This is a genomic window from Streptomyces sp. MS06, from assembly GCF_047200655.1.
Classification (GTDB): Bacteria; Actinomycetota; Actinomycetes; order Streptomycetales; family Streptomycetaceae; genus Streptomyces.
Window position 1 is genome coordinate 58,836 of sequence record NZ_JBJZOJ010000016.1, and the last position, 19,470, is coordinate 78,305.

General features: G+C 71.2%; 18 protein-coding genes and 1 pseudogene. 12 read left to right on the forward strand and 7 right to left on the reverse strand.

All coding sequences use genetic code 11. The features are described from left to right. Nucleotides 1–7: 7 nt before the first annotated feature. From ACL02U_RS11105 to ACL02U_RS11115, 3 genes are all read left to right on the forward strand, one after another. The gene (locus ACL02U_RS11105; RefSeq protein WP_023586593.1) at nt 8–187 is read left to right on the forward strand and encodes a DUF6104 family protein; all 180 of its coding nucleotides are present in this window, start codon (nt 8–10) and stop codon (nt 185–187) included. A gap of 1,828 nt (nt 188–2,015) precedes the next feature. Beyond that, nucleotides 2,016–3,008, forward strand: coding sequence for a hypothetical protein (locus ACL02U_RS11110; protein WP_412790554.1), 993 nt, complete (start codon nt 2,016–2,018; stop codon nt 3,006–3,008). A gap of 1 nt (nt 3,009) precedes the next feature. Continuing rightward, nucleotides 3,010–4,041, forward strand: coding sequence for a helix-turn-helix transcriptional regulator (locus ACL02U_RS11115; RefSeq protein ID WP_412790555.1), 1,032 nt, complete (start codon nt 3,010–3,012; stop codon nt 4,039–4,041). A 102-nt stretch (nt 4,042–4,143) separates the two neighbouring features. On the opposite strand, the gene ACL02U_RS11120 is transcribed toward ACL02U_RS11115, so the two are convergent. Both ACL02U_RS11120 and ACL02U_RS11125 read right to left on the reverse strand, forming a co-directional pair. Continuing rightward, nucleotides 4,144–5,109 (reverse strand): zinc-binding dehydrogenase, encoded by a 966-nt coding sequence (locus ACL02U_RS11120; RefSeq protein ID WP_412790556.1) that lies wholly within the window; start codon nt 5,107–5,109, stop codon nt 4,144–4,146. A gap of 301 nt (nt 5,110–5,410) precedes the next feature. After that, nucleotides 5,411–6,634 (reverse strand): NAD(P)-dependent malic enzyme, encoded by a 1,224-nt coding sequence (locus tag ACL02U_RS11125; RefSeq protein ID WP_412790557.1) that lies wholly within the window; start codon nt 6,632–6,634, stop codon nt 5,411–5,413. Between the two features lie 565 nt (nt 6,635–7,199). On the opposite strand from ACL02U_RS11125, the gene ACL02U_RS11130 reads away from it, so the two are divergent. From ACL02U_RS11130 to ACL02U_RS11140, 3 genes are read left to right on the forward strand one after another with little or no spacing between them, the layout of a single operon-like run. Further along, the gene (locus ACL02U_RS11130; protein WP_412790558.1) at nt 7,200–8,171 is read left to right on the forward strand and encodes an ABC transporter substrate-binding protein; all 972 of its coding nucleotides are present in this window, start codon (nt 7,200–7,202) and stop codon (nt 8,169–8,171) included. Nucleotides 8,172–8,204: 33 nt separating this feature from the next. Beyond that, entirely contained in the window at nt 8,205–9,134 is a 930-nt protein-coding gene (locus ACL02U_RS11135; RefSeq protein WP_412790559.1) for an amino acid ABC transporter permease, read from the forward strand. Then, nucleotides 9,131–9,931 carry an amino acid ABC transporter ATP-binding protein gene (locus ACL02U_RS11140; RefSeq protein ID WP_412790560.1) on the forward strand — a complete coding sequence of 267 codons (801 nt, stop codon included), beginning with the start codon at nt 9,131–9,133 and terminating at the stop codon, nt 9,929–9,931. The genes ACL02U_RS11135 and ACL02U_RS11140 overlap by 4 nt, the downstream gene beginning before the upstream one ends. A 66-nt stretch (nt 9,932–9,997) precedes the next feature. Here ACL02U_RS11140 and ACL02U_RS11145 read toward each other — a convergent pair whose 3' ends face one another. Both ACL02U_RS11145 and ACL02U_RS11150 read right to left on the reverse strand, forming a co-directional pair. Then, entirely contained in the window at nt 9,998–10,777 is a 780-nt protein-coding gene (locus ACL02U_RS11145) for a hypothetical protein (protein ID WP_412790561.1), read from the reverse strand. Beyond that, on the reverse strand, nt 10,774–11,262 hold the full coding sequence (locus ACL02U_RS11150) for a SigE family RNA polymerase sigma factor (protein WP_412790562.1): 489 nt from the start codon (nt 11,260–11,262) through the stop codon (nt 10,774–10,776). Before ACL02U_RS11150 ends, ACL02U_RS11145 begins: the two co-directional genes overlap by 4 nt. Nucleotides 11,263–11,563: 301 nt before the next feature. Between ACL02U_RS11150 and ACL02U_RS11155 the strand changes: the two genes are divergently transcribed. Next, entirely contained in the window at nt 11,564–12,193 is a 630-nt protein-coding gene (locus tag ACL02U_RS11155; RefSeq protein ID WP_412790563.1) for a CGNR zinc finger domain-containing protein, read from the forward strand. Here ACL02U_RS11155 and sodX read toward each other — a convergent pair. Further along, a complete protein-coding gene (gene sodX / locus ACL02U_RS11160; RefSeq protein WP_412790619.1) occupies nt 12,097–12,531 on the reverse strand; it encodes a nickel-type superoxide dismutase maturation protease in 435 nt (144 codons plus the stop codon). The genes ACL02U_RS11155 and sodX overlap by 97 nt on opposite strands. A gap of 145 nt (nt 12,532–12,676) precedes the next feature. Here sodX and sodN point away from each other — a divergent pair, with 145 nt between their 5' ends. Next, on the forward strand, nt 12,677–13,072 hold the full coding sequence (gene sodN / locus ACL02U_RS11165; RefSeq protein WP_412790564.1) for a superoxide dismutase, Ni: 396 nt from the start codon (nt 12,677–12,679) through the stop codon (nt 13,070–13,072). A 7-nt stretch (nt 13,073–13,079) separates the two neighbouring features. Here sodN and ACL02U_RS11170 read toward each other — a convergent pair whose 3' ends face one another. Then, a complete protein-coding gene (locus ACL02U_RS11170; protein WP_412790565.1) occupies nt 13,080–14,234 on the reverse strand; it encodes a tyrosine-type recombinase/integrase in 1,155 nt (384 codons plus the stop codon). A gap of 24 nt (nt 14,235–14,258) precedes the next feature. After that, nucleotides 14,259–14,759 (reverse strand): helix-turn-helix transcriptional regulator, encoded by a 501-nt coding sequence (locus ACL02U_RS11175; protein ID WP_030736072.1) that lies wholly within the window; start codon nt 14,757–14,759, stop codon nt 14,259–14,261. 121 nt (nt 14,760–14,880) lie between these two features. On the opposite strand from ACL02U_RS11175, the pseudogene ACL02U_RS11180 reads away from it, so the two are divergent. From ACL02U_RS11180 to ACL02U_RS11195, 4 genes and pseudogenes are all read left to right on the forward strand, one after another. Beyond that, nucleotides 14,881–15,036: pseudogene (locus ACL02U_RS11180) on the forward strand (helix-turn-helix transcriptional regulator); the annotation flags it as partial. 541 nt (nt 15,037–15,577) lie between these two features. After that, nucleotides 15,578–16,852, forward strand: a complete 1,275-nt coding sequence (locus ACL02U_RS11185; protein WP_412790566.1) for a DUF3631 domain-containing protein — start codon at nt 15,578–15,580, stop codon at nt 16,850–16,852. Nucleotides 16,853–17,167: 315 nt separating this feature from the next. Next, nucleotides 17,168–17,719: a hypothetical protein gene (locus tag ACL02U_RS11190; RefSeq protein WP_412790620.1), complete on the forward strand. Its 552-nt coding sequence runs from the start codon at nt 17,168–17,170 to the stop codon at nt 17,717–17,719. Beyond that, complete coding sequence (locus ACL02U_RS11195) at nt 17,709–19,406, forward strand: relaxase/mobilization nuclease domain-containing protein (RefSeq protein WP_412790567.1); 1,698 nt, start codon at nt 17,709–17,711, stop codon at nt 19,404–19,406. Before ACL02U_RS11190 ends, ACL02U_RS11195 begins: the two co-directional genes overlap by 11 nt. Nucleotides 19,407–19,470: the final 64 nt, after the last annotated feature.

Genomic DNA, 19,470 nt, shown 5'->3' on the forward strand with positions numbered 1-19,470 from the left:
GCAAGCGTTGTATTTCACCGACCGGGGCATCGAGGAACTCGAGAAGCGGCGCGGCGAGGAGGAGGTCACCTTCGAGTGGCTCGCCGAGCAGTTGCGGACGTTCGTCGATCTGAACCCGGACTTCGAGGTGCCGGTGGAGCGGCTGGCGACCTGGCTGGCCCGGCTCGACGACGAGGACGAGGAGTGACACGCCCCGGCGGCTGAGGCCGGGGAGGGCGTGCCACCGGCCGGTGACCGGACCGCCTCTGCCTCACCGGGGCGGTGCGCGATTGCCTGGCGATGCGTGGTCCCCGGGCGGTGCGCGAGTGCCTGGCGGTGCGTGGTTCCCGGGCGGTGCGTGGTTCCCGGGCGGTGCACGGTTCCCGGGCGGTGCACGGTTCCCGGGCGGTGCGCGAGTGCCTGGCGGTGCACGGTTCCCGGGCGGTGCACGGTTCCCGGGCGGTGCGCGAGTGCCTGGCGGTGCACGGTTCCCGGTCTTGCTCGGCACCGGGGTCGTGGCGGCTCGGAGTTGCGCCGGCTCGGGGTCATGCTCGGCACCGGAGTTGCGCCGGCTCGGGGTCATGCTCGGCACCGGGGTCGTGGCGGTTGGGGGCTGCCGGGGAGAGGGTTTGTTGAGTCCGGGGGCACGCCGAGTCCGCGGGCTCGCCGCGTCCAAGGGCACGCCGAGTCCGGGGGCACGCCGCGTCCAAGGGCACGCCGAGTCCGGGGGCACGCCGAGTCCGGGAACCCGCTGAACCCCCGGGACTTGCTGAGCCCGCCGCCCTTCCGGGCGGGGGATGCCGATTCCGGGGAACGCCGAGTCCGGATCCGTTGCGAGCGGGGGCCGCCAAGCCGGGTCGTCATGCCGCGTCGGGGGCGGTCCTTCGTCCTGAAGCGGGCGACCTGCGCCGCAACGCGGGCACCCGCCCCGCGGCGACCGGTGGGACAGCTCGGGACGGTGGCCTCCCGGACCGGCGGCCACGGGCCCCGCACCTGGTGGCGGCGCGTCGACCGACGATGGCCGGTCGGGGGCCCGGCAGCGGGCCCGGGACCCGGCACGGCCGGCTCCGGGCACCCCGGGCGATCGACAGCCGCCCTCCCTGGATCGAAGGCGTGGGCCCCGGGTGGGGCCCGCTCCGGGACGGGCACGGGACAAGCTCGGGAGGACTCGGGGGTTGGGCCGTCCGCGGCACCGGGTGGCGGCCGCCGTCAGCCCGACAGCGGAGGGTGCGCGACGGCTCTCCGCAGCGACGCAGCCGACGGGTGTGCAACGACCATCCCGGGGCGCCGCGGAACGGCGGCGCGCCGCCGCAGCCCTCCGACTCCGGCCGGTCCGGTCCCCGGGCCGGGCGCACAGCCGGTCCGGGGGCCGGGCGCCTCTCCCCCACTGGGGCACCCGGCCTGCGGATGACGTACGCCCGGTCGGGGCTCCCGAGCGGGCGTGGATCATCCCCCGCGGACCGGCCCAGCGACGGTACGCAGGCCCCGGAACGGGGCGGACAGACCGGTGGCCGGACAGGCCAGCGGCCAAGGCCCGGCCCGATCCATCTCGCCGGAGCCGGCGGCCCGGAATGATCCGGAATGGTCCGGAGCACGCGACCCCGGCCCCTCGGCGGATCCGCCCCGGGAAAGCGTGGGGAAGGCGCGGGGAAGGCGTGCGCGGTCCCGCACAGGCCGGCACCGCCGGGACCGCCGGCACCGCCGGGACCGCCGGCACCGCCGGGACCGCCGGGACCGCCGGGACCGCCGGGACCGCCGGGACCGCCGGGACCGCCGGGACCGCCGGCGCGGGGACGATCCCCGGCAGGCGGCTGGACGCCCCCGGCCGCGCGACGGCCGGACGTCGCGCAGCCGGGGGCGAGCGCCGTTCGTCACCTCCGTGCGATCGGCGATCAGCAGAACGGGTGGTCCGGATCGTCTTGACTTCCCCGGTCCGCGATATATCGTGATTCCAGGAGACGCGATATGGCGCGTCGAAATCGCCCAGTCGGGGTGGCCGGCCGTGCGCGGCCGGTCCGGTCGAGGAGGTTCTCACCATGTCCGAGTGGTACGTCGCGGAACCGCAGAAGCTCACCTTCGACGGCCCCGTGCGCACGCTCCACGTCCGCGTGGTCAACGGCACGGTGAACGTCGTGGGCACGGACGAGGGCCCCTCCCGCCTGGAGGTCTCCGAGATCACGGGACCGCCGCTGCGGGTGATACAGCAGGGCGACAGCCTGACCGTCACCTACGACGACCTGCAGTGGAAGGGCTTCCTGAAGTGGCTCGACCGCAAGGGGCGGCAGCGCAGCGCGGTCGTCACGCTTGCGGTCCCGGTGGGCACGCGGGTGGAGGTGGGCGTGGTGGGCGCCGCCGCGATGGTGTCCGGGATCGACGGGCCCGCGGAGGTGAAGGGCGTCGCGGGGGACACCACGCTCGTGGGCCTCGGCGGACCCGTCCGCGCGGACACCGTGTCGGGGAATCTGGAGGCCCAGGGGCTCGGCGGCGATCTGCGGTTCAACTCCGTCTCCGGGGATCTGACCGTGATCGACGGGGCCGGCTCCTCGGTCCGCGCGGACTCGGTGAGCGGTTCGATGATCGTCGACCTGAACGCCGCGGGCGGCCCTGCCGACGTGGCCCTGACGAGCGTCTCCGGCGAGATCGCCATCCGGCTGCCGCACCCCGCGGACGCGCGGGTGGAGGCCCACACCGCGAGCGGCTCGCTCTCCAACGCCTTCGAGGACCTCCGGGTCGGCGGTCAGTGGGGCGCCAAGCGCATCACCGGCAGGCTGGGGGCGGGCAGCGGCAGGTTGAAGGCCACCACCGTCTCGGGTTCCATCGCGCTGCTGCGGCGGCCACCCGCGGAGGACGAACCGCGGGAGGCGGACTCCGGGCACGGGGATCCGGCGGCCGGAGAACCGGGCTCCCCGTCCGGTGCGGGCGGGCCGGCCACGGCCGGCACAGCCCCGTCCGGCGGCAGCACCGCGACCCCGGACGGCAGCGCGAACGGCGAACCGACCGACGGTACGACCGGGAAGAAGGTGCTCTGACATGCCCCCCGTCTTCGCTCACGGCCGCCTCCGCCTCTACCTGCTCAAGCTCCTCGACGAGGCCCCGCGCCACGGGTACGAGGTGATCCGCCTGCTGGAGGAGCGCTTCCAGGGCCTGTACGCGCCCTCGGCGGGCACCGTCTACCCGCGCCTGGCCAAGCTGGAAGCGGAGGGGCTGGTCACCCACGCCACCGAGGGTGGCCGCAAGGTGTACTCCATCACCGACGCGGGCCGAGCCGAGCTGGCCGACCGCAGCGGGGAACTCGCCGATCTGGAACTGGAGATCGGCGAGTCGGTCGCGGAGCTGGCAGCCGAGATCCGCGCCGACGTCCGGGGCGCGGCAGGCGACCTGCGGCGCGAGATGAAAGCGGCCGCCAGCGAGGCGCGCGGCGCCCGAGCGGGGTTCGACGATCCCGGAGACTACGGCGGCAAGGAGGCGTGGCGGGCCGCCAAGGAGGACATGCGGCGCGCGAAGCAGGAGTGGAAGGAGCAGGCGCGGCGCGCCAAGGACGAGAGCCGCCGGGCCCGCGAGGAGGCACAGCAGGCCCGCCGGCAGGCCAAGGAGGCGCAGGAGCAGGTCCGGGCGCAGGCCCAGGAAGAGCTGCAGCGCATCGCACGCCGCGTGCAGGACCAGGTACAGGACCACTTCGCGCGCGGCGACTGGCCGACCGGTCTTCGCGAGGGGCTCAGCGAACTGACGAAGGAGTTCGGCGAGTTCGGCAAGGAGTTCGGGAAGAAGTGCGGCGAGGCCCCGGGCGGCGGGCAGCCGGGCGAGGACCGCGGGACGATTCCGGAGTACTCCGGGACCCCGGAGGACTTCCCCGCCGCGTACGAGCCGACGTGGGCGCACGAGGACCCCAGCGGCGACCCGGCCCGCGATCTGGACCGGCTGCTCGACCGCTTCCGTGACGACATCCGCGACGCGGCCCGCGACCACGGCGTCGATCCCGGACAGCTCCGGGATGCGCGCCGCCACCTGTCGTCGGCGGCCGCACACATCGGGGCGATACTTCGGACCGCTCCGAGAGACTGAGCGGGAGCGGGTCCTGCCGCCGAACCCACGCCCCTGTCGACACGGAGGGGGTGCGAGAGGCGGGCCCGGGGCACCGGACCCGCCGCGACGCCCCTGACCGGGTCAGGAGTTGGTGAGCACGATCTTCCCGAACTGGTCGCCGGACGCCATCCGCTCGAAGCCCTCGCGCGCCCGGTCCATCGGCAGTACCTCGTCGATGACGGGCCGCACCCCCGTGGCGGCGCAGAACGACAGCAGGTCCTCCAGCTCGTCCTTGGTGCCCATGGTCGAGCCGACCACCTTCAGCTCCAGGAAGAAGATCCGGGTCAGTTCCGCGTGCGAGGGGCGGTCACCACTCGTCGCGCCGGAGATCACCAGCGTGCCGCCGGGACGCAGCGACTTCACCGAATGGGACCAGGTCGCGGCACCGACGGTCTCGATAACGGCATCCACCCGCTGCGGGAGCCGGGCCCCCGACTCCAGGGCCTCGACCGCACCCAGTTCCAGAGCGCGCTTGCGCTTGGCCTCGTCCCTGCTGGTCGCGAAGACCCGCAGCCCCGCAGCCTTGCCGAGCACGATGGCCGCCGAAGCGACACCGCCACCGGCGCCCTGCACCAGCACCGAGTCGCCGGGACGCACACCCGCGTTGGTGAACAGCATCCGGTACGCCGTCAGCCAGGCCGTCGGCAGACAGGCCGCCTCCTCGAAGGAGAGCTCCTTCGGCTTCGGCAGGATGTTCCAGGTCGGGACGGCGACCTGCTCGGCGAAGGTCCCCGGGTACCGCTCGGTGAGAATGGAGCGCGGTTCCTTCGGGCCGACCCCGTGCCCGCTCTGGCCGATCACGGAGTGCAGGACGACCTCGTTGCCGTCCTCGTCGACACCGGCGGCGTCGCACCCGAGGATCATCGGCAGCCGGTCCTCCGCGAGGCCGACGCCCCGCAGGGACCACAGGTCGTGGTGGTTGAGGGAAGCGGCCCTGACGTTGACGGTGCTCCAGCCCGGGCGGGCCTCGGGAGCCGGGAGTTCACCCGACTCCAGCCCCGCAAGCGGCTGGTCGCGGTCGATTCGGGCGGCGTAGACGGCGAACATGGAGCCGACGATAGGTTCCCGGCGCGGCCGGTGGAACCAGGGAGGGCTGTGACACACGCCCTCTTGCGCAGCGCCACCCCGACGCCTCGCCACCTCAACGCCCGACGCCCCGACGCCCCGACGCCCCGATGCGAACACCTTCCCCTCAATCGAAGAGAAGATCGAGAAGGTACGGAAGTCACCACCCGACCGGGCTGGGCGGCCGGGGTTCCCGGACGCCGTGCGAGTACGGCGTCGGAAGGACGCGGGAAACACGTCGGCCCCGCCCTGACGGGCGGGACCGACGTGGTACGGGCGGTCGTCAGCGGCGCGCGACGCCCTCCGCTCGGGCCGCCGCCGCGACGGCGGCGGTGACGGCGGGTGCCACTCGCTCGTCGAACGGCGAGGGGATGACGTAGTCCGCCGCGAGGTCGTCCCCGACCACCGAGGCCAGTGCCTCCGCCGCCGCGATCTTCATACCCTCGGTGATGCGGGAGGCCCGCACCTGCAGGGCGCCCGCGAAGATCCCGGGGAACGCCAGCACGTTGTTGATCTGGTTCGGGAAGTCCGAGCGCCCGGTGGCGACGACCGCCGCGTACTTGTGGGCGACCTCCGGATGCACCTCCGGGTTCGGGTTGGCCATGGCGAAGACGAAGGCGCCCTCGGCCATCCCGGCCACCGCGGACTCCGCAACCGTCCCGCCGGAGACGCCGATGAAGACGTCGGCGCCGGCCAGCGCCTTCTCCAGCGAGCCGCTGAGCCCGGCCTTGTTGGTGAAGGAGGCCAGCTCGCGCTTGACCGGCGTCAGGTCTTCCCGGTCGGCCGAGACCACGCCCTTGCGGTCGGCCACCGCCACGTCCCCGATACCGGCCTCGACCAGCATCTTCGCGATGGCGACACCGGCCGCGCCGGCGCCCGAGATGACGGCGCGCAGCTGCCCGATCTCCCGCCCGCTCAGCCGGGCCGCGTTGCGCAGCGCCGCCAGCGTGACCACCGCGGTGCCGTGCTGGTCGTCGTGGAAGACCGGGATGTCCAGCCGCTCCTGGAGCTTCCGCTCGATCTCGAAGCACCGGGGCGCCGAGATGTCCTCCAGGTTCACTCCGCCGAAGGACGGAGCGAGCCGGACCACGGTCTCGACGATCTCGTCGGCGTCGGTGCAGTCCAGCGCGATCGGCACCGCGTCGACGCCGCCGAACTGCTTGAAGAGGATGGCCTTGCCCTCCATCACCGGGAGGGAGGCCCGGGGGCCGATGTCGCCGAGTCCGAGCACGGCCGTTCCGTCCGTCACGACGGCGACGACCGACGACTTCCAGGTGTAGTCGTCCACCAGCTCCGGCTGTTCCGCGATCGCGGTGCACACGCGCGCGACGCCGGGGGTGTATGCGAGGGACAGGTCGTCCTTGTCGCGGACCGGCACGGTCGCCTGCACGGCCATCTTGCCGCCGCGGTGCAGTGCGAACGCCGGGTCGAAGGAGTCGAAGGGCTCCGCACTGCCCTCCTGGTCCGTAGTGCTCGCGCTGCGAGGATTGACGATCTCCGCTGCCACTTGTCTTACCCCTTAGGTGTTCATGGATTGAGGGTGGCCACCCCGGTAGGGGGTGGGCGGGCACCGCGCACGGCCCTGACAGGTGATGCGTACGGGCCGAGGCGCGACGGGCGCGCCGCACACGCGCCCTGAGCCCCGGATGAGGGGTGTAAAGAACCTTCTTACCCGACGGGCGCCGCCGTCGACGAGTCCATAACGTGAAGGTCACATGCCGGTGACATGACTCATGGCCAAATAAGCGGCCAAAGTCTTGACAAGGTCGCAATTTCCACCCAAGTGGACATACAGGTCATGTCGGCACCGGTCACATCGTGAGATACACCGAAGATCTTTCGGCCTGCGGCGCGGATATCCGAAGATGGTCCGGCCGCGATGTACCGGAGTGAGGCGGTTCGGGGGTCTCCCGTTATCCGATTTTGACATAGCGGGTCACCTGAATGACGGAGTCTGAATGGCAATATTCGTCATCACAGCGAGGGCGCGACACCCGAAGGTGTGTGTTCTCGTCGCCCCATCGGCACTGCCGACACCATCGGCACTCCACCCATCCGCCGGAGGAACCACCATGACCGCACGCACCACCCGTCGTACGACCGCCGCGCGCTCCCGGCTGGCAGCGGTCGGCTCGATCGCGGTCGCAGGCGCACTGATTCTCACCGGTTGCGGTGACCACACCGACAAGGGCAGTGACAGCGGCAACTCGGACACGGCCTCTTCGTCGTCGTCGGCGCCGCTCGCCGACAAGCTGCCCGCCGACATCCGCAAGGCGGGCGTCATCAAGGTCGGCTCCGACATCGCCTACCCGCCGGTCGAGTACATGGAGAACGGCAAGGCGGTCGGCATCGACCCCGACCTCGGAGAGGCGCTCGGCAAGCAGCTGGGCGTGAAGTTCGACTTCCAGAACGGCAAGTTCGACCAGCTCATCGTGGGTCTGCAGTCCGGGCGCTTCAACCTGATCATGTCCGCGATGAGCGACACCAAGAACCGCGAGAACGGCGTCGACTCCGACTCCGGCAAGAAGGTCGGCGCGGGCCTGGACTTCGTCGACTACTTCACCGCCGGCACCTCGATCCTGGTCCAGAAGGGCAACCCCAAGGGCATCCAGTCGCTGGACGACCTGTGCGGCAAGGTGGTGGCGCTGCAGAAGGGCACCACCTCCGAGGGCATCGCCCGGGACCAGAGCACGAAGTGCACCAAGGACGGCAAGGCGGCCATCAAGCTCCAGACCTTCGACACCGACCCGGAGGCGCTGCTCCGCCTGAAGCAGGGCGCGTCCGTCGCCGACCTGAACGACTTCCCGGTCGCGGCGTACAACGCGAAGACCTCGGGCGGCGGCAAGGACTTCGAGGTCGTCGGCGACCAGATCGAGGCCGGCCCGTACGGCATCGGCGTCAGCAAGGAGAACACACAGCTCCGCGACGCCGTGGCCGCGGCGATGACGGCCATCATCAAGAACGGCGAGTACCAGAAGATCATGGAGAAGTGGAACGTCACCGACGGCGCCGTCACCGACCCCAAGATCAACGGCGGCTCCTGACCCTGCCTGACGTCACACTGAAGGGCAGTCACTGTGACTGACACTGTCGACGAGGTTCCGGCGGCCACCGTGCCGCCGGAACAGATCAAGGCGATACCGGTACGCCACTACGGACGCTGGCTGTCCGCCGCGGCGGTCATCGCGATCATGGTGTTGATCGCCATGGCGTTCGCCAACGCCAACATCACCTACGGCGTCATCCCGGACTACATCACGTCCGGCACCATCATCTCCGGCGCCTGGCACACGCTGTACATCTCCGTGCTCGCCATGCTGCTCGGCCTGGTGCTGGGCGTGATCCTCGCGGTCATGCGGATGTCCTCGAACCCGGTCACCAGCACGGTGTCCTGGCTCTACGTCTGGTTCTTCCGCGGCACCCCGGTCCTGGTCCAGCTCCTCCTCTGGTACAACATCGCTCTCGTGTTCCCCGTGCTCAACCTGGGGTTCTACAAGAACGAGATGAACGACGTCATGACGCCGTTCCTGGCCGCGCTGCTCGGCCTCGGCCTGAACGAGGCCGCCTACATGGCCGAGATCGTGCGGGCCGGCATCCAGTCGGTGGACCTCGGGCAGACCGAGGCCTCGCACGCGCTGGGCATGACGCAGGGCCAGACGCTGCGCCGGATCGTCCTCCCGCAGGCCATGCGGGTGATCGTGCCGCCGACCGGCAACGAGTACATCAACATGCTGAAGACGTCGTCGCTGGCGTACGCGGTGCAGTTCAACGAGCTGATGAAGCGCGCCACGGACATCTCCAGCACCTCGCTCGCGGTCTTCGAGATGCTCTTCGTCGCGTCGATCTGGTACCTGATCCTCACCAGCATCTTCAGCGTGGGCCAGTACTACCTTGAGCGCCGCTACGCACGCGGCTCGACGCGCAGCCTGCCGCCGACCCCGCTGCAGCGGCTGCGCAAGAACCTCCGCCTGTTCGGTTCGTTCCGGCGTCCCGGGGAGGCCCGATGACCGACATGGTGAAGGACATGAGCAAGCAGTCCGACGGCCGGCCGATGGTCCGGGCCGAGGGGGTGCACAAGTCCTTCGGGCTGTCGCACATCCTCAAGGGCATCGACCTGGAGGTGAACGCCCGCGAGGTCTTCTGCCTGATCGGGCCGTCCGGCTCCGGCAAGTCCACCTTCCTGCGCTGCATCAACCACCTGGAGAAGATCAGCGCCGGGCGGCTGTACGTCGACGGGGACCTGGTCGGCTACCGGCAGCGGGGCGACAGGCTCTACGAGCTGAAGGAGAAGGAGGTCGCGGCGCAGCGGCGGGACATCGGCATGGTGTTCCAGCGCTTCAACCTCTTCCCGCACATGACGGCCCTGGAGAACGTCATGGAGGGGCCCGTCCAGGTACGGCGCGAGTCCAAGGCCGTCGCCCGGGAGCGCGCCGAGCGGCTCCTGGACCGGGTCGGCCTCGGCGACCGCAAGGGCCACTACCCGGCGCAGCTCTCCGGCGGCCAGCAGCAGCGCGTCGCCATCGCCCGGGCACTGGCGATGGAGCCGAAGCTGATGCTCTTCGACGAGCCGACGTCGGCGCTCGACCCGGAGCTGGTCGGCGAGGTCCTGGACGTCATGCGCGACCTGGCGGAGTCCGGGATGACGATGATCGTCGTCACGCACGAGATGGGCTTCGCCCGCGAGGTCGGCGACAGCCTGGTCTTCATGGACGACGGCGTGGTCGTCGAGTCCGGTCACCCCCGTGAGGTGCTGACCGACCCCCAGCACGAGCGGACGAAGTCGTTCCTGTCCAAGGTGCTGTGAGCCGACGAGCCGCGCGGGGCGGTACGGGAGTGCCCGTACCGCCCCGCGGCGCGTCCGCCCGCTGCGCTACGGCAGCAGCTCCGGCTCCAGGGCCAGCTCGCGCAGCTGGTCCCGGGTCAGCGGGAACTCCTTCAGCACCGGCCCGAGGGACCCGTCACCGGTGAAGCCCGTCCAGTCGCGGACGGTGAGCACCGTGCCGTCCTGCAGCAGCAGGCGGGCGGTCAGTTCGGCACCGCTGAACTGCGGCCGGACCTGGGTCTGCGGGTCCGTGCGCCACAGCGCCAGCCGACCGCCGCCGGACACCTGCTCCTCGGTGCAGTCCAGCTTGCGCGGCGTCTCCCCGGTGAGGGCGCAGGGGTGCGGCAAGGCGCCCCGGCCGCCCGCCGGTGCGGTGACCCGCACGGTCAGGAAGCCGGCGCCGCCGTCCCGGGTCACGGAGTACTCCCCGTCGTACGGCCCCACGTGCCTCCTCGGCTTCAGGGGCTTCTCGGTGCCCTTGATGAGCTGCCCCAGCGACACCTCCTCGATCTTCCCGATCCCCTGCGGCAGCAGCTTCGCGAATCCCTCCGCGCCGCCGCCGAACCGGCTCGCGGCGGGCGAGGCGGCCACCGGCGTGCCCGGCCCGTCGGGCAGCGCGCCGGAACCGAGCACCACCGCACCGGCGACCGCGGCCGCAGCCGCGCCGGTGACGGCCGCGCGCCGCCGCCACCGCAGCCGCGCCGCACGGGCGAAGACCGCCTCGGTGACCGGTCCGGCCTGCGCCGGCACCCCGTCCACGGCCCGCCCCAGCAGGTCCCGGACGCCGCCGTGGTCGTCGTAGGCGGATGTGTTCACAGGTGTGTTCATACGTGCTCCTCCCGCACCGAGGCCCGCAGTGCCGCGAGTCCTCTGGCCGTGTGGCTCTTGACCGTGCTCTCCCGCATCCCGAGCAGTTCGGCGGTGGCGGCCACACTGAGGTCCTCCCAGTAGCGCAGCACGATCACCGCCCGCTGCCGGGGCGTGAGTGTCGCGAGGGCGGCCCGCACCATGAGCCCGGTGTCACTGTCCGCCGACTGCTGGGGCCGGTCCGGCAGGTCGCCGTACGCCTGCTCCCGCCGCCAGAACCGGCGGCGGGCCGCGATGAACGTGTTGACGAGCGTCCTGCGCGCGAAGGCGTCGAGGTTCTCCAGGCGGCCGTGCCTGCGTGCGCCGAGGACGACCTTCACCAGCGTCGTCTGGACGAGGTCCTCCGCCTCGTCCCGGTCACCGCACAGCAGGTAGGCACTGCGGAACAGCGCCGCGCGCCTGCCCTCGACGTAGGCGTGCAGAGCCGCCTGCGAGGCCTGCTTCATCCCTGCCCCCCTCCTCGGTCCACCGGGTACGGACCGTCTCACCCCTTCCAGTGCGGTGAGGGCCCGGATCGGACGCACCGTAGGCGGCACTGATGTCTCCGTACCGCCTCCGCGGCGGCCCCGCGGGACTGCCGCGGGGGCGGCAGCGGGGCGTCCGAGGGCATGGGCGTCGGTGTCGGTGCCCGTGGCCGAAGACCTCCGCCATGCCTGAGGCACCCTCCCCGGGTAATACCCTGGGATGACGACCGGCCGTTACCCGACCACGCACCACGAACCCAGAGCGCCTGCGTAAGGACTACAAGTGGAACTGGCCTATTACTCGGACTACGCCGTGCGCCTCGTCAACAGCGAGGAGCCGGCGCGCGGAAAGGACCGTCTGACCACGGTGGAGGCGGTCCGGGAGCTGTTCGGCGACAACGGGTCGGCGGCGCGCCGCGCCGGCGACGCCGACGTCACCCGGTTCCGTTCGGTCCGGGCCCGGCTGCGCGCGGTGTTCGAGGCGGCCGACGAGAGCGACGAGACCCGTGCGGTGGACCTGCTGAACGCGCTGCTGCTGGAGTTCCCGGTCAGCCCGCAGGTCGCCGGGCACGACTTCCGCGACGACGACGGCCGCCCCCTGTGGCACATGCACCTGGCCGACCACCCGTCGAACGCGACCGCCGGATACGCCGCCATCGCGGCGATGGGTCTGGCCTTCCACCTCACCGAGTACGGAGTGGACCGCCTGGGCCTGTGCGAGGCGCCGCCCTGCCGCAACGCCTACCTGGACACCTCCACCAACCGGTCCCGCCGCTACTGCTCCGACCGGTGCGCCACCCGCGCCAACGTGGCGGCCTACCGGGCCCGCAAGCGCCTGGAGGCCGACCGGTCGGCGAGGACGGGCCGGGCGGCGGACCACACCCAGCGCAGCGCCGCCAGCGGCGAGCGCTGACCTGCCTTGAACGGGCGGTAGCGGAAGCGGGCCCGGCCGAGCACCAGCTCCTCGGGCACCACGCCGTAGTCGGTGCTGTCGCCGCCGGCATAGGTGTTGTCGCCCAGCACCCACCACCCGCCCTCGCGCCGTTCCGCGGCCCGCTTGACCACGAGCAGGTCCTGCTGGAACGGATGCCGCAGCACGACCACGTCGCCGGTCCTGATCCGGGCGCCGTACTGCACCACGAGCCGGTCGCCGTGGTACAGCGTCGGCACCATGGACGGCCCGGTCACCTCGGCCAGCCCGAAGGGCAGCACGGCCCTCGACCGCTCGACGTCCTGCGACAGCTCCGGCATCCCCGGCACCTCCCCGGTCCGTTCCTCCACCAGTCTCAGTCTCACCCCGGACTTTTGTCCTAAGCCCACGGGGGCACTCGCGAAAACCCGTCCCGCAGGGAGTAATGTCCCACCTGAGAAGACGATCACGAGGAAGGAACGCTCCATGCTTTCCCGCCTGTTTGCCCCCAAGGTCAAGGTCAGCGCGCACTGCGACCTGCCCTGCGGCGTGTACGACCCGGCCCAGGCCCGCATCGAGGCGGAGTCGGTGAAGGCCGTCCAGGAGAAGATGGCCGGCAACGACGACCCGCACTTCCAGACGCGTGCCACGACCATCAAGGAGCAGCGCGCGGAGCTCGCCAAGCACCACGTGTCGGTGCTGTGGAGCGACTACTTCAAGGCCCCGCACTTCGAGAAGTACCCGCAGCTGCACCAGCTCGTCAACGACACCCTGAAGGCCCTGTCGGCCGCCAAGGGCTCCACCGACCCGAAGACCGGCGAGAAGGCCCTCGAGCTCATCGCCGAGATCGACCGGATCTTCTGGGAGACGAAGAAGGCTTGATCTCCCTCTAGGTGGCCTGACCTGCACTTTCGCGGGCCTGGCTGCCTACCTGTCCGCACCCGGTCCGCAGGCCGCCGAGCACGGCGTCCATGACTGCCCGGGTGCGGTCTTCTTCCCCGGGCCAGAGGTGCGCGTAGATCCGCAGCGTGATGACGGCGGACGCGTGCCCGAGGACCAGCTGCACCTGCTTGACGCTCGCGCCACCGGCGATGAGCGCGGAGGCGTAGAAGTGCCGCAGGTCGTGGGTCACCATGTGCGGCAGCTCGATGGGCTTGCGGCCCTCGCGCTCGGCGACCTCGTTCTCGGCTGCCTGGAGCGCCTTGCGAGCCCCGTTCCACTCGGTCTTCCACCGCCGGTAGTTGAGCGGCTCGCCCTCCTCCATGGTGAACAGCCATTCCTTGGAGGGCCGTGCGGCGAGATGCGCGAGGAGTGCATCGGTGACGACCTCGCCGACCGGGACCGTGCGCCGCGACTTGGCGGTCTTCGGCGGCCCGATCTTCCCGGACTGGAGCCGCTGCCGGTCGACCCGGATGGTGCCGACCTTGAAGTCGACGTCCGACACCTTAAGGCCGAGCAGTTCGCCGATGCGCAGCCCTGATCCGGCGAGGGTGACGATCGCCGCGCGGATGTACGGCGGCATCACCCGCGCCATCGCCTCGACCTGCTCGACCGTGGGCGGAGTGACCTCCTCGTCCGGCATGGCAGGGAGGGTGATCCGGCGGCACGGGCTGGAGGCGATGACCTTGTCGTCCACGGCCGCCGTCATGACGCGCACGAGGACGTCGTAGACGTTCCGCACGCTGCCGGGGCCGAGCTGGTCGGAGAGGTGCTTGAAGAGCACCTGGATGTCGTTGCGGCGTATCGCCGCCATGGAGCGGGCTCCGAGCGCCGGTACGAGGTGGAGCCGCAGCGCGTTGTCAGTGATGCGCTCGCCCGCCTCGCTCGCGATGAGCGAGCCCTCCCACTTCTCGGCGTACTTCTCGAACGTGACGCGGCCGGCGCGCGGGTCGACGTACTGGCCGGTGACCATGCTGGCCGTGACCTCGTCGAGCCAGCGCTGGGCGTCGAGCTTCCGCTCGAAGTGGCGGGCGTGCTCCTTGCCGTCGAGATCACGGTAGCGGGCCCGCCATTTGCCGTTGGGGCGCTTCTGGATGTTGGCCAAGTGGCCTCTCCTTCGTGTCGGTTGTCAGTAGTGGCCGCCGTCCTCGATGTCGCCGCTGAGGGTGCGAGCGTCCCGCTCGTCGCCCATGAGGCGGAGGCACTGCTCGTGGATCGCCCGCGAGCTGTCGGGATGGGCCTTGATGTGGTCGGCGATGGCGACCACGGCCCGATGGAGGCGATCGCGCGCGTCTCGGGCCTCGTAGAACGCTTCGACGGCCTCCTGGACGAGGCGCCGACTGTCGATGTCGAGCCCCTCCAGGGGCGGGGACATCAGCTCTTCGAGAGGGAGCTCGAAGACGCGACTGAAGGCGAGAGCCTCATCGAGATTGATGCGCCGACGCGGCGTGCCGTTCTCGATGCGCCAGACCGCCGTCTGGTTCATCTTCACGCCGGCTCTGGTCACCCGATCCGCCAGCTCGGTCGTGCTCCACCCTCTGACCTCACGCTCCAGCGCCACGCGCGCGGCCACGTTCCCCTCGCTGTAGAGCAGCGGCACCTCGCCGCCCTCGGGCCTGTCGCCTGCCATCGAACCTCCATCACCACCGTCGCTATCCCAATTGAAACATAGGCTTCCCGATTTGGTTAACCGCCGATCCCGAGGTACAACTCTATGCAGATCGAATCGCCACCTAACCGAATGGGAATGCATGCGATACCTGACCACCGCCGAGGTCGCCGAGCGCTACCGCACAGCCGAGAGCACCGTCCGCTACTGGCGCCAGATCAAGAAGGGACCGCGCGGCATCAAGGTCGGCAAGCGGGTGCTGTACCCCGAGGCCGAGCTGCTGCGCTACGAGCGCACGAGTGGGGCCTGGCCTCATGAGCCGCCGGAAGCCCCGGACACAGCAACGGCCCCCGGCGCGCCAACGCCGAGGGCCGGAGATTCCCCTGCACGCCGCCCATCCCTGAACGAACGAACCGGTGAGGGGCGGGACCTTGCCCGTCCCGTCCCTCACCTGAGAGGAACGTCGATGGAGGACTCTACGTCCCCCGCCACCTCGAACACATCCCGCAAGGTCGTCTGGCCTGCTACTGCGGTCCCCGGCCAGGGCATCCCGTGGCACCGTCCGGACCGAGCGGACGGACGGTCCACCTCTCCGGGGACCGGCCACCGACCGGACCGTGCCGCTGGTCCGGTCGGTCCGGAACCGGACCAACCGGCTACCGAAACCCGGACCGAAGTTCCGGTCAACTCGGACCAGGAACCCGGAACCGACGGAGAATACGCAGCTCAACGGCCTATCGGACTGGACCGGGAACCCGGACCACGGCCCCGGTCCGGAAGCCGAGGACCGGGCAGAGAGTTCCGGTCAGTCGGCCGAAGAACCCGGACCGACGGTCCCGGTGGACCACGGTGCCCCGGGGACAGTCCCCGGACCGGGAACTGGGGATCGCGAGCGCGCCGGCCTCACGGCAGACCGGGACCAGGACGGGACCGCCGTACTGGACGACCTGCGTGCCGCGATCGGCCGGTACGTCGTACTGCCGAGCGAGGAGGCACTGACCGCGGTCACCCTCTGGGTGGCGGCCTCCCACATCCAGCCCGCCCTCCAGCACGCACCACGCCTGGCGGTGGTGGGACCGACCAAGGGCTGTGGCAAGTCCCGCGTCCTGGACGTGCTCCACGAGACCGTGTCCCGGCCGATGATGACGGTGAACACCTCACCGGCGGTAGTCTTCCGCGTCATCGGCGAGGACCCGCCGACGCTGCTGGTGGACGAGGCCGACACCATCTTCGGCCCCAAAGCCGGCGACAAGGAGGACCTGCGCGGCCTGCTGAACGCGGGGCACCAGCGCAACCGGCCCGCCTGGCGAATCTCCGGCCCGGAGCACAAGGCGACGGCGTTTCCCACCTTCGCCATGGCGGCGCTCGCCGGGATCGGCGACCTGCCAGACACGATCATGGACCGGGCGGTCGTGCTCCGCATGCAGAAGCGCAGGCCGGGTGAGCACATAGCCCCGTTCCGCTCGCGGTATTCCGTCCCGGAACTGAACGCGCTGCGCGACCGTCTGACCGCCTGGCTGGCCCCGCTGCGGAGCACCGCAGAGGGCTTGGTTCCGCAGATGCCGGTCGAAGACCGTGCCGCCGACACGTGGGAACCGCTGGTCATCGTCGCCGACCTGGCCGGCGGGCACTGGCCCTCGCGGGCCCGTGCCGCCTGCCTGGCGATGACCAGGAACGAGGTGGTCCAGGACGAGCAGACGACGCTGAAGACCCGGCTGCTGCGCGACATCCGCCGAGTCTTCGAGCACCAGGGCGACACGGAGGCGCTGCGCAGCCACGACCTGCTCGCCGCCCTCGTCCAGGACGCCGAGGCGCCCTGGGCCGAGTACGGGACGAAGGGCCTGAACGCCTACCACCTGGCCAACCTGCTGCGGGACTTCGGCATCAGCCCGGCCAACCACCGTTTCGAGAACGGCAGGCAGGCGAAGGCGTACGCCCGCAACCAGTTCCTCGACGCCTGGGCCCGCTACTGCCCCGACCCCGCCCCACCGGCCCCCGCAACCGGCGAGGCCGCGCTCGCACGTCGGGCCCAGGGCAAGCCACCGACCCCTCCGTCGAGGACGCTGCCCATCGGTCCTCCCGGCGGGCCTACCGGCCCCAGGCCCACTCGCTGACACCAGCTCCGTATCAATCCGTCGCATCCGTCCCCGCGCAGGTCAGCGCGGGGACGGAGTTCCTCGCCGATACGGATCACTCCGTACCTGCGACCGCCTCCGTACCTGTCCTGACCAGCTACGGGACGGATGCAACGGACGTGACGAAGCCCCACCCCACACGACCACCGGAGCACCACCATGCCCGAAACGAGCACCGACAACGCCCCCACCCGCCGCCGCAAGGGATTCTTCGGCCTGACCCGCCGAGCAGCAGCAAGCTGGAGCGAACGAGCCTCTAACGAGGCTTCGTCCGCGCTTGCCCCCGCCCCAGGGGTGGCGGAGGCGAAGGCCGAGCGCCAGGGGGCGCCCGAGCCGGAGGGGGTCATAACCGACTCCGCCGCCCTCCGCGCCCAGCCGCTGGCCGACGTCCAGCCACCCGTCGAGCAGCCCTCCTGGCGGGACCTCGACGCCCCCGCCCTGCCCGCACTGATGAACCGCAAGCGCACCGTGGAGAAGCGCGACCAGGAGAAGACCATCCGCTTCACGCAGACTGCTGTGAGCGTGATCAGCGCCGCCGCTCACCAGCGCGGTCAGAGGTTCGCCGGATTCGTCGGGGACGCCGCCTTGACCGTCACCTTGGGCAAGGCGGGGCTGATCGGCAGCCCGGAGGACGACCCAGTCCGCCCGCTGATCGAGGCAGTCGAGGCGCACACGCTCGCGCTGAACCGCATCGGAGGCAACCTCAACCAGATCACCGCAGCCATCCACCGAGGAACGGTGCCCGAGCGTGCCGAGGCGGTGCTGGACCGCGTCGAGCAAGCTGCCGAGAGCAGCTACCGGCTGATCGACCAGCTCCTGACGGAAGGCACCGCGCATGGTTCCTGACGTCTCCACCGGCTCCGACACCCGCGGACTGATCGCCTACCTCTTCGGCCCCGGCCGCCGCGACGAACACACCGACCCGCACATCGTCGCCGCCTGGGACATGGCCGGCACCCCGGACCCGGGCCGCGACCCGGCAGCCACCTACTCCCAGCTCGCCAAGCGCCTCGACCACCACGTCGACCTGCGCACCCGCGAACTGGGCGGCAAGAAACCACCTCAGCACGTCTGGCACTGCCCGGTCCGTACCGCGCCCGGCGACCGCTACCTCACCGACACCGAGTGGGCCGAGGTCGCCCGCCGCATCGTTCACGCCACAGGCATCGCCCCCGAAGGCGACGAGAAAGCATGCCGGTGGATCGCCGTGCGCCACGCCGATGACCACATCCACATCATGGCCACCACCGTCCGCGCCGACGGACGCCGCCCGCGCACCCACCGCGACGGACAGCGGGCCCAAGCCGAGTGCCGCAAGATCGAGGCCGAGTTCGGCCTACGCCGCCTAAAGTCCGGCGACCTCACCGCACCCCGCACCCCCACCGGCGCCGAACGGGTCAAGGCGGAACGCCAAGGCCAGATGGTCACGACACGGCACTGGCTGCGCGAGCAGGCGTACGCGGTCGCCGCCGCCGTACACAACGAGGCCGACTACTTCACCGTCCTGCAGTCCCTCGGCATCAAGGTCAAAACCCGACTCGGCCCCGAGACCGGCGACGTCATCGGCTACAGCCTCGCCGCACCAGGCGACACCAACGCGGCCGGCGAACCCGTCTGGTACGGCGGCTCCAAACTCGCCCCCGACCTCTCCATCAACCGCCTACGCGAACGCCTCCCCGCCCAGGAAACGGCAGACCGCCCCCGCCACGCGACGGACCGCGCCGCCTCATGGCGCCACACCACCACCGCCATCCGCACAGCCCACATCGCCCTCGACTCCGATGACGATGCCGCCGCCCAGGGCCACCTGGCCGCCTTCGGTGACACCCTGTACAACATCGCCAGCGCCACGACCGGCCCCCACCGGGCGGAACTACAAGCGGCGGCGACGGCGTTCAACCGCGCCCGCCGCTCCGCCACCCGCGCCGACCACCAAGCCGCCACCGCCCTACGCAAGGCCGCCAAGGAACTCGCCTACGCCTCCAACGAGCCGGGCGGACTCGCCATAGCCCTGCTCTTCGCCGCTGTGCACCTGGCCGGCGCCGCCGCCAAGTGGCACGAGCAGCGCGGCCACGAACAGCAGGCCGCTGCGGCCGAAGAAGCCTTCCGCCACCTCCAGGCGGGCTACCAGCAGGCCGCCACACCCGTCCTGGCGGACCTGGCCCGCCGCGCACCACGAGCCGCAACCGCCCGCCGCTTCGAACAGGACGTGCGCGCGGCCCTCCCCGCCCACGCCGACCGGATCCTCGCCGACCCCACTTGGGCTGCCCTGACCACAACCCTCGCCCAAGCCGAAACCGCTGGCCACAACCCCCGACGCCTCCTGGCCGAGATGGGCACCCAGCGGGAACTCGACAGCGCCGAGCAGCCCGCCGAAGTCCTCCACTGGCGCATCACCGCTCAGCCGAACCGGCGGACGCAAGCCGCTCGCAGCCGAAGCACCACCAGCGGAACGCCGTCCATGTCCGCCACGCCACACCCTCCGGCCACACCAGTGGCTACGAGTCACGAAGAGCGCAGTCGACACCGCTGACCCCGGTATCGCTCGAGTGGATGAGATGTCACCCCGGTCGGCCTCGCACTCAGGTGAGGCCGAC

Coding starts and splice junctions, on each gene's coding strand:
- ACL02U_RS11195 (WP_412790567.1), top strand. CDS start 17,709: ATGGTTCCTGACGTCTCCACCGGCTCCGACACCCGCGGACTGATCGCC.
- ACL02U_RS11140 (WP_412790560.1), top strand. CDS start 9,131: ATGACCGACATGGTGAAGGACATGAGCAAGCAGTCCGACGGCCGGCCG.
- ACL02U_RS11110 (WP_412790554.1), top strand. CDS start 2,016: ATGTCCGAGTGGTACGTCGCGGAACCGCAGAAGCTCACCTTCGACGGC.
- ACL02U_RS11120 (WP_412790556.1), bottom strand. CDS start 5,109: ATGTTCGCCGTCTACGCCGCCCGAATCGACCGCGACCAGCCGCTTGCG.
- ACL02U_RS11175 (WP_030736072.1), bottom strand. CDS start 14,759: ATGGCAGGCGACAGGCCCGAGGGCGGCGAGGTGCCGCTGCTCTACAGC.
- ACL02U_RS11130 (WP_412790558.1), top strand. CDS start 7,200: ATGACCGCACGCACCACCCGTCGTACGACCGCCGCGCGCTCCCGGCTG.
- sodN (WP_412790564.1), top strand. CDS start 12,677: ATGCTTTCCCGCCTGTTTGCCCCCAAGGTCAAGGTCAGCGCGCACTGC.
- ACL02U_RS11115 (WP_412790555.1), top strand. CDS start 3,010: ATGCCCCCCGTCTTCGCTCACGGCCGCCTCCGCCTCTACCTGCTCAAG.
- ACL02U_RS11145 (WP_412790561.1), bottom strand. CDS start 10,777: ATGAACACACCTGTGAACACATCCGCCTACGACGACCACGGCGGCGTC.
- ACL02U_RS11150 (WP_412790562.1), bottom strand. CDS start 11,262: ATGAAGCAGGCCTCGCAGGCGGCTCTGCACGCCTACGTCGAGGGCAGG.
- sodX (WP_412790619.1), bottom strand. CDS start 12,531: ATGCCGGAGCTGTCGCAGGACGTCGAGCGGTCGAGGGCCGTGCTGCCC.